This window comes from Streptomyces sp. NRRL S-37 (assembly GCF_000721605.1).
GTDB lineage: Bacteria > Actinomycetota > Actinomycetes > Streptomycetales > Streptomycetaceae > Streptomyces.
The window spans coordinates 117,734-124,442 of the sequence record NZ_JOIZ01000025.1; the positions used below are offsets into that span (position 1 = coordinate 117,734).

The 6,709-nt window shown below is 73.0% G+C and carries 6 protein-coding genes; 2 read left to right on the forward strand and 4 right to left on the reverse strand.

Translation table 11 applies throughout. The annotated features are described in order from the left end of the window. Positions 1 to 7: 7 nt before the first annotated feature. Positions 8 to 853, reverse strand: coding sequence for a GntR family transcriptional regulator (locus IH50_RS0131365; RefSeq protein WP_030869930.1), 846 nt, complete (start codon positions 851 to 853; stop codon positions 8 to 10). Between the two features lie 167 nt (positions 854 to 1,020). Between IH50_RS0131365 and IH50_RS0131370 the strand changes: the two genes are divergently transcribed. Then, complete coding sequence (locus tag IH50_RS0131370) at positions 1,021 to 1,881, forward strand: (2Fe-2S)-binding protein (RefSeq protein ID WP_030869932.1); 861 nt, start codon at positions 1,021 to 1,023, stop codon at positions 1,879 to 1,881. A gap of 306 nt (positions 1,882 to 2,187) precedes the next feature. Further along, complete coding sequence (locus IH50_RS0131375; RefSeq protein ID WP_030869934.1) at positions 2,188 to 3,231, forward strand: DUF2637 domain-containing protein; 1,044 nt, start codon at positions 2,188 to 2,190, stop codon at positions 3,229 to 3,231. Between the two features lie 40 nt (positions 3,232 to 3,271). Here IH50_RS0131375 and IH50_RS0131380 read toward each other — a convergent pair whose 3' ends face one another. The 3 genes from IH50_RS0131380 to IH50_RS0131390 form a co-directional block, all read right to left on the reverse strand. After that, positions 3,272 to 3,673: an ATP-binding protein gene (locus tag IH50_RS0131380; protein WP_030869936.1), complete on the reverse strand. Its 402-nt coding sequence runs from the start codon at positions 3,671 to 3,673 to the stop codon at positions 3,272 to 3,274. Positions 3,674 to 3,840: 167 nt separating this feature from the next. Continuing rightward, entirely contained in the window at positions 3,841 to 5,583 is a 1,743-nt protein-coding gene (locus IH50_RS0131385) for a pyruvate dehydrogenase (protein WP_030869938.1), read from the reverse strand. A 67-nt stretch (positions 5,584 to 5,650) separates the two neighbouring features. After that, positions 5,651 to 6,709: protein phosphatase 2C domain-containing protein (locus IH50_RS0131390; RefSeq protein ID WP_051767521.1), on the reverse strand; the 1,059-nt coding region annotated here is incomplete at its 5' end.

Genomic DNA, 6,709 nt, shown 5'->3' on the forward strand with positions numbered 1-6,709 from the left:
GGCGGGCTCACACCGCCCCGCTGAAGTGCTCCCCCACCAGCGACCGCACCACCTCCAGATCCCCCGCGATCAACGCGTCCAGCAGCGCCGTGTGCTCATGGGCGTCAGCCACCAGCTCCGCCCGCCCACGGCCCCCCGACGCACCCCCCACCAGGGGCCACTGCGCACGCCGGTGCAGATCCTCGGCGATACGGACCAACTGCTCGTTGCCCGCAAGCCCCAGCACCGCCCGGTGAAAGGCCCGGTCGGCCTCCGCGTACGTGGCCCGGCACCCGGAGGACGCCGCCCGGACCGTGGCCTCCGCCAGCGGCCGCAGCCCGGCCCACCGCTCGGCCGGCACCGTCCGCGCCAGCCGCATCATCACCGGCACCTCGATCAGCGCCCGGACCTCGGCGAGCTCGGCCAGCTCCCGCGCCCCCCGCTCGACGACCCGGAACCCCCGGTTGGGCACGACCTCGACCGCGCCCTCCAGCGCGAGCTGCTGCATCGCCTCCCGCACGGGTGTCGCGGACACCCCGAACCGCTCCGCCAGCACGGGGGCCGAGTGCACCTCGCCGGGCCGCAGGTCACCCGTCACCAGCGCGGTGCGCAGGGCCTCGAGGACCTGCCCGCGCACGGAGGACCGCTGGACGGCGGCCCGGGGCCGCGGAAGGGCGGTCTCGCCGTGCGTGTGCTCACCGCGCGCGGCGCCGCCCTCGGCGCAGCCCTCGGCACGGCCCGGCCGCTCACGCCGGTCACGTTCCGGCTCCGCGTCCCGCACCGCCGGCTGGACGGGAACCCGGAACCGCCCCGCGGCGGCAGGCCCGGTCACCGCGTCCCCCGTCAGGGCGGACCCTCGCGTGCCCTGCTTCACAAGGTCCTCCTGCGGACGTTTCGGTACTTGAGGTCATTACGGCGGGTTGCCACCTGTCCGTCAAGCACCATAAGCGCACGGGGGCGCCGGTTCACATCGCCACGATGTTCGGTAAGGTGAGCCTTACCTTTATTGCCCTGCTTCTCGAGACGTGAAGGGGTGGTCCCATGCCCGTGCCCGGTTCGGCCGTCGCGGACGCGTACGCCCGCCTGGCGGAGGCCTTCCCCGCCCTGGCCGTCACCGAACTCGGCACCGGCGAGGCGGCACCCGAGGGCGGCGGCTGGGTCGCCGCGTCGGCGCTGGCCGAGGGCGGGGCCGAGCTGGAACGGTTCCTCACCTGGGACGACACCCAGGTGCTGCGGGACTACGGGCAGCGGGGCCGCCCGGACGTGATCGCCAGCTTCGGTCTGCACCGCTACGCCTGGCCCGCCTGCCTGCTGATCACCGTGCCGTGGTTCCTGCACCGCCGCGTGCCGTACTACCCCGTGACGCACGTCTCGTTCGACCGTACCGCCGAGGGCCTCGCCGTGGGCCGCATGGCCGTACGGCCCGACGGCTTCGCCTGCCTGCCCGGCGACCCCGCCGCCGTGCTGCCCGGCGCCCGCGTGGTGCCCGACGAGGAGGCGCTGCGGGCGGCGGTGCGCGACGCGGTCGCCCAGCACCTCGAACCCGTGCTGACCGGTTTCGGCCCCCGGATGCGGCGCCGCGGCCGGGCCCTGTGGGGCATGGCGACCGACGAGATCGTCGAGAGCCTGCGGTACGTCTCCCAGCTGCTCGGCGAGGAGGAGCGGGGGCTGCGCGAGCTGGAGCTGCTGCTGCCGGGCGCGACCAGGCCGTACGTCGGCGCGGCGGCCTTCCGCCGGCCGGCCGGGCCCGACGGGGAGCCGGCGCCCGTCACCAGGGACCGGGTGAGCTGCTGCATGTTCTACACCCTGCGCCCCGCGGACATCTGCGCCACCTGCCCGCGCACCTGCGCCACCGGAGGGGCCGGGAAGCGGGCCACCGAGCTGGTCGCGCAGGCGAGTTGACGCCGCGCCGGGCACCGGCACCCCCGCCCGGCGCATAAGATCATCCGGTCGTCGGGCCGCAGAGGTCACAGGGGATTCACGATTCCCTCACGCGTCACGGGAACTCTTCCCGGAACCGCTCGTACGGGTAGTCTTATTCGAACTCAACTCCTGCCCCTCACGCGGCAGTTCGAGCGGAACGCCGTCCTGGGCACCCCCCTCGCACCTCCTTGGCGGCCTCTTGCCCCGAAACCCCCTGAGGACCACTGGAGTTGGGCCACTATGGCGGGCGTTGCACGCCCTATCCCAATGCAAGGGACCCCTTAGATGAGACTGACCGACATATCGCTGAACTGGCTGCTTCCGGGCGCCGTGCTGCTCCTGGGCATGCTGGCGGCGGTGGCGGTGCTGGCGCGCGGGAAGCGCTCCTCGGTCAAGAGCACGAGCGCGGACGACTCGTGGGAGCGCAGCGAGGAGCGCCGCAGGCGCAAGGAGGCCCTCTACGGCACCGTCTCCTACGTCCTGCTGTTCTGCTGTGCGGCGGTGGCCGCCGCACTCTCCTTCCACGGCCTGGTCGGCTTCGGCGAACAGAACCTCGGCCTGTCCGGCGGCTGGCAGTACCTCGTCCCCTTCGGCCTGGACGGCGCGGCGATGTTCTGCTCGGTGCTCGCCGTGCGCGAGGCCAGCCACGGTGACGCGGCCCTCGGTTCGCGGATACTCGTGTGGACGTTCGCCCTCGCCGCGGCCTGGTTCAACTGGGTGCACGCTCCCCGGGGCCTCGGACACGACGGCGCCCCGCACTTCTTCGCGGGCATGTCCCTGTCGGCGGCGGTCCTGTTCGACCGCGCGCTGAAGCAGACCCGCCGGGCCGCCCTGCGCGAACAGGGCCTGGTGCCGCGCCCGTTGCCGCAGATCCGTATCGTCCGCTGGCTGCGCGCCCCCCGGGAGACCTACCGCGCCTGGTCGCTGATGCTGCTGGAGAACGTGCGCAGCCTCGACGAGGCGGTCGAGGAAGTGCGCGAGGACAAGATCCGCAAGGACGAGGCCAGGCAGCGCAGGCGGGACCAGCAGCGTGTGGAGCGGGCCCGGCTGAAGGCGATCAGCCGTGGCCACCGCGGTTTCGTGGGCCGGGGCGGCGGACGCGAGCTGGAGGCGCCGACGGTGGAGCGCGACTCCGACGTGGTCTCCGCGGAGCCTGCCATACCGGCGCCGGAGGCCCTGCCCGTCCGCGCGCGTCCCTCCCTGCAGCCGGTGCGCACCGGCGCTGACCCGAGGACCGTCGACCTCACCGCCGAGGACGACACCCAGGCCCTGCCGCGCCTGGACTCCCTGGAGCGCAAGCTCAAGGACCTGGAGCAGCAGTTCGGCTGACGCCCCGTCGCGGCCTGAAGGGTGTGGTCCACCCCTCCCTTCAGGCCGCTTCCGCGTCGAGTTCGAACCAGACGGACTTGCCCACCCGGTGCTTCCTGACGCCCCAGCCGTCGGCGAGGGACTCGACCAGCACCAGGCCCCTCCCGTGCGTGCCGTCGTCGACGCTCGGGGTCCGCGGCCGGGGCTCCCGGTCCACGAAGTCCCGTACCTCCACCCGTAGTCCACGCGGCCCGACGACGGCCGTGAGGACCGCCTCGTGGCCGGTGTGGACGAGCGCGTTGGTGACGAGCTCGCTGGTGAGCAGTTCCGCGACCTCGGAGCGCTCCGGTGTCCCCCAGTGCCTGAGCAGTTCCCGCAACGCTCTGCGGGACTCGGGCACCGCCCGCAGATCCGCACGCCCCAGTGTGCGCCTCAGCCGATCCGCCGAAGCCTGACTTTTCATGGCCCCCGCCCGCGTGCCGATGCCGATTCCCCCTGTACTCGAACACCTTCACGGAGATTTTTGCCCGGCCGGCCGCGTACCAGTCGTGCCGGACGGTCACGAACGGTAGTTGGCCGAAGTGCGACGGCCACGTACCCGGGCACACGCGCGCACGGGGCCGTCCCGCCTCACGGCCGGGGCACGTTGCGCAGGTTGGAACGGGCCATCTGCACCATCCGGCCGACCCCGCCGTCCAGCACGATCTTGGAGGCGGACAGGGCGAAACCGGTCACCATCTCCTTGCTGATCCTCGGCGGGATGGACAGCGCGTTGGGGTCGGTGACGACGTCGACGAGGGCCGGACCCTTGTGCTTGAACGCCGACTTCAGCGCCCCGGCGAGCTCCTTCGGCTTCTCCACCCGCACCCCGTGGGCGCCGCACGCGCGGGCGACGGCGGCGAAGTCGGGATTCTTCATGGCGGTGCCGTGCGAGGGCAGTCCGGCCACCAGCATCTCCAACTCCACCATGCTCAGCGAGGAGTTGTTGAACAGGACGACCTTCACCGGCAGGTCGTACTGCACCAGGGTGAGGAAGTCCCCCATCAGCATGGTGAACCCGCCGTCGCCGGACATCGACACGACCTGCCGGCCCCGGTCGGTGAACTGCGCCCCGATCGCCATCGGCAGCGCGTTCGCCATCGAGCCGTGGGAGAAGGAACCGATCACCCTGCGGCGGCCGTTGGGCGAGAGGTAGCGGGCCGCCCAGACGTTGCACATGCCGGTGTCGACGGTGAACACGGCGTCGTCGTCGGCCATCTCGTCCAGGACGGACGCCACGTACTCGGGGTGGATCGGCACGTGCTTGTCCACCTTCCGCGTGTACGCCTTCACCACCCCCTCCAGCGCGTCCGCGTGCTTCCTGAGCATCCGGTCGAGGAACTTCCGGTCGTCCTTGACGCGGACCCGCGGCGTCAGACAGCGCAGCGTCTCCTTCACGTCGCCCCACACCGCCAGGTCCAGCCGGGAGCGCCGGCCGAGGTTCTCGGGCCGCACATCGACCTGGACGATCTTCACGTCGTCGGGCAGGAAGGCGTTGTACGGGAAGTCGGTGCCGAGCAGGATCAGCAGGTCGCACTCGTGGGTGGCCTCGTAGGCGGCGCCGTAGCCGAGCAGTCCGCTCATGCCGACGTCGTACGGGTTGTCGTACTGGATCCACTCCTTGCCGCGCAGGGCGTGCCCGACCGGGGACTTGATCTTGCTCGCGAACTCCATGACCTCCGCGTGCGCGCCCTTGGTGCCGGCGCCGCAGAACAGGGTGACCTTCCCGGCCTCGTCGATCATGTCGACGAGGCGGTCGATCTCGGCGTCGCCGGGGCGGACCGTGGGCCGGGAGGTGACGAGGGCGGTCTCCAGGGGCTTCTCGGGGGCCGCGTGGTCGGCGATGTCACCCGGGAGGGTGACGACGCTGACGCCGGAACGGCCGACGGCGTGCTGGATGGCGGTCTGCAGCAGCCGGGGCATCTGCTGCGGGCTGGAGATCATCTCGCTGTAGTGGCTGCACTCGCGGAAGAGCTGGTCGGGATGGGTCTCCTGGAAGTAGCCCAGGCCGATCTCGCTGGACGGGATGTGGGAGGCGAGGGCGAGGACCGGGGCCATGGAACGGTGGGCGTCGTAGAGGCCGTTGATGAGGTGGAGGTTGCCGGGCCCGCAGGAACCGGCGCAGGCGCCCAGTCTGCCGGTGATCTGGGCCTCGGCGCCGGCGGCGAAGGCGGCGGTCTCCTCGTGCCGTACGTGGATCCAGTCGATGGCGGGGTTGCGGCGCACCGCGTCGACGACGGGGTTGAGGCTGTCGCCGACGACGCCGTAGAGGCGTTTGACCCCCGCGCGGGTGAGGATGTCGACGAACTGTTCCGCGACGTTCTGTTTGGCCATGGTTTCCCGTCTGCCCCTCCGGTGCCGAAGATGCCTGACGGGTTCCATGAATTCACACGATGTGCGCTCACGCCTCCCAGACGGCGACGGCCGTACGGTCGTCCGCGTACCCCTTGACCCGTACCTGGGTGTCGGCGAGGAACGCGGCGAGGCCGGGCGGTCCGGGGCGGGACCACCGGTCGGCGAGGTGGGCGCGGAGCTCCCGTTCGCCGCGCAGGGGGTCGGCGAGGCCGGTACCGCACATCAGCAGCGTGTCACCCGGGCGGGCTATGGAGGTGCGGAAGCGGAAGGGTTCGCGGGGCGGCTCGGGGGCGGGCTCGTACGGGCTCGGGGGTGTGGGGATGCCCAGGTCCATGGTGAGGCGGTCGCCGTCGGGGGTCCCGGCGGGCGGCGAGCCGAAACCGATCACGGGTTCGCCCTTGGCCTCGGTGACCTCGGGTTCGATGTCCTGCCACGCGCCGTCCCGCAGCCGGAACAGCCCGCCGGGGCCGACACCGAAGAAGACCCGGGTGCGGCACTCGGGGTCGGCGGGCAGCAGGAGGCAGCGCAGGGTGGCCGCGTAGGCGTCGGGTTCGAGGCCCTGCTCGGCCGCGGCGGCGCGGAGCCTGCCGAGGCTGCGGTCGGTGAGGCGGTGCAGGCCGGACTTGAGGTCGCCGCGCCGGGCGGCCCTGATGTCGTCGACGAGGCGGGCGTGGCTGCGGCCCACCGCCTCGCCGATCCACCGGCAGGCCTCGGCGGCGGCCCGGTGGGCCCCGGGCGCGCTCCGGGCGCCGGTCGCCAGCGCCACGAGGACCAGGGCCCGCTCCCCCGTTCCGAACCGGGCGGTCAGCAGCGCGTCGCGGCGGGGTTCGCCCCGGTAGCGCGCGGAGTCCCCGCGCACGGAGGCGGCGCGCAGGGTGCAGGCCCCGTAGCGGGCCCCGTCCAGCACGGTGTCCGGGACCAGGCCGTCCAGTTCGTCGGGGTCGGCCTGCGGGAGGGCGGTGGGCTCGGGGTCGTAGGTGGGCGGCCGGGATCCCACGTGGGCGCGGGACGGGAGCGGGTCCGGGAGCGGTCCGATGTGGGAGGTGCGGGGGGCGGAGCCGTCCGCGGGCGCCGGGGCGGCCGGTGGGGCCGTGGGGGGTGGCGG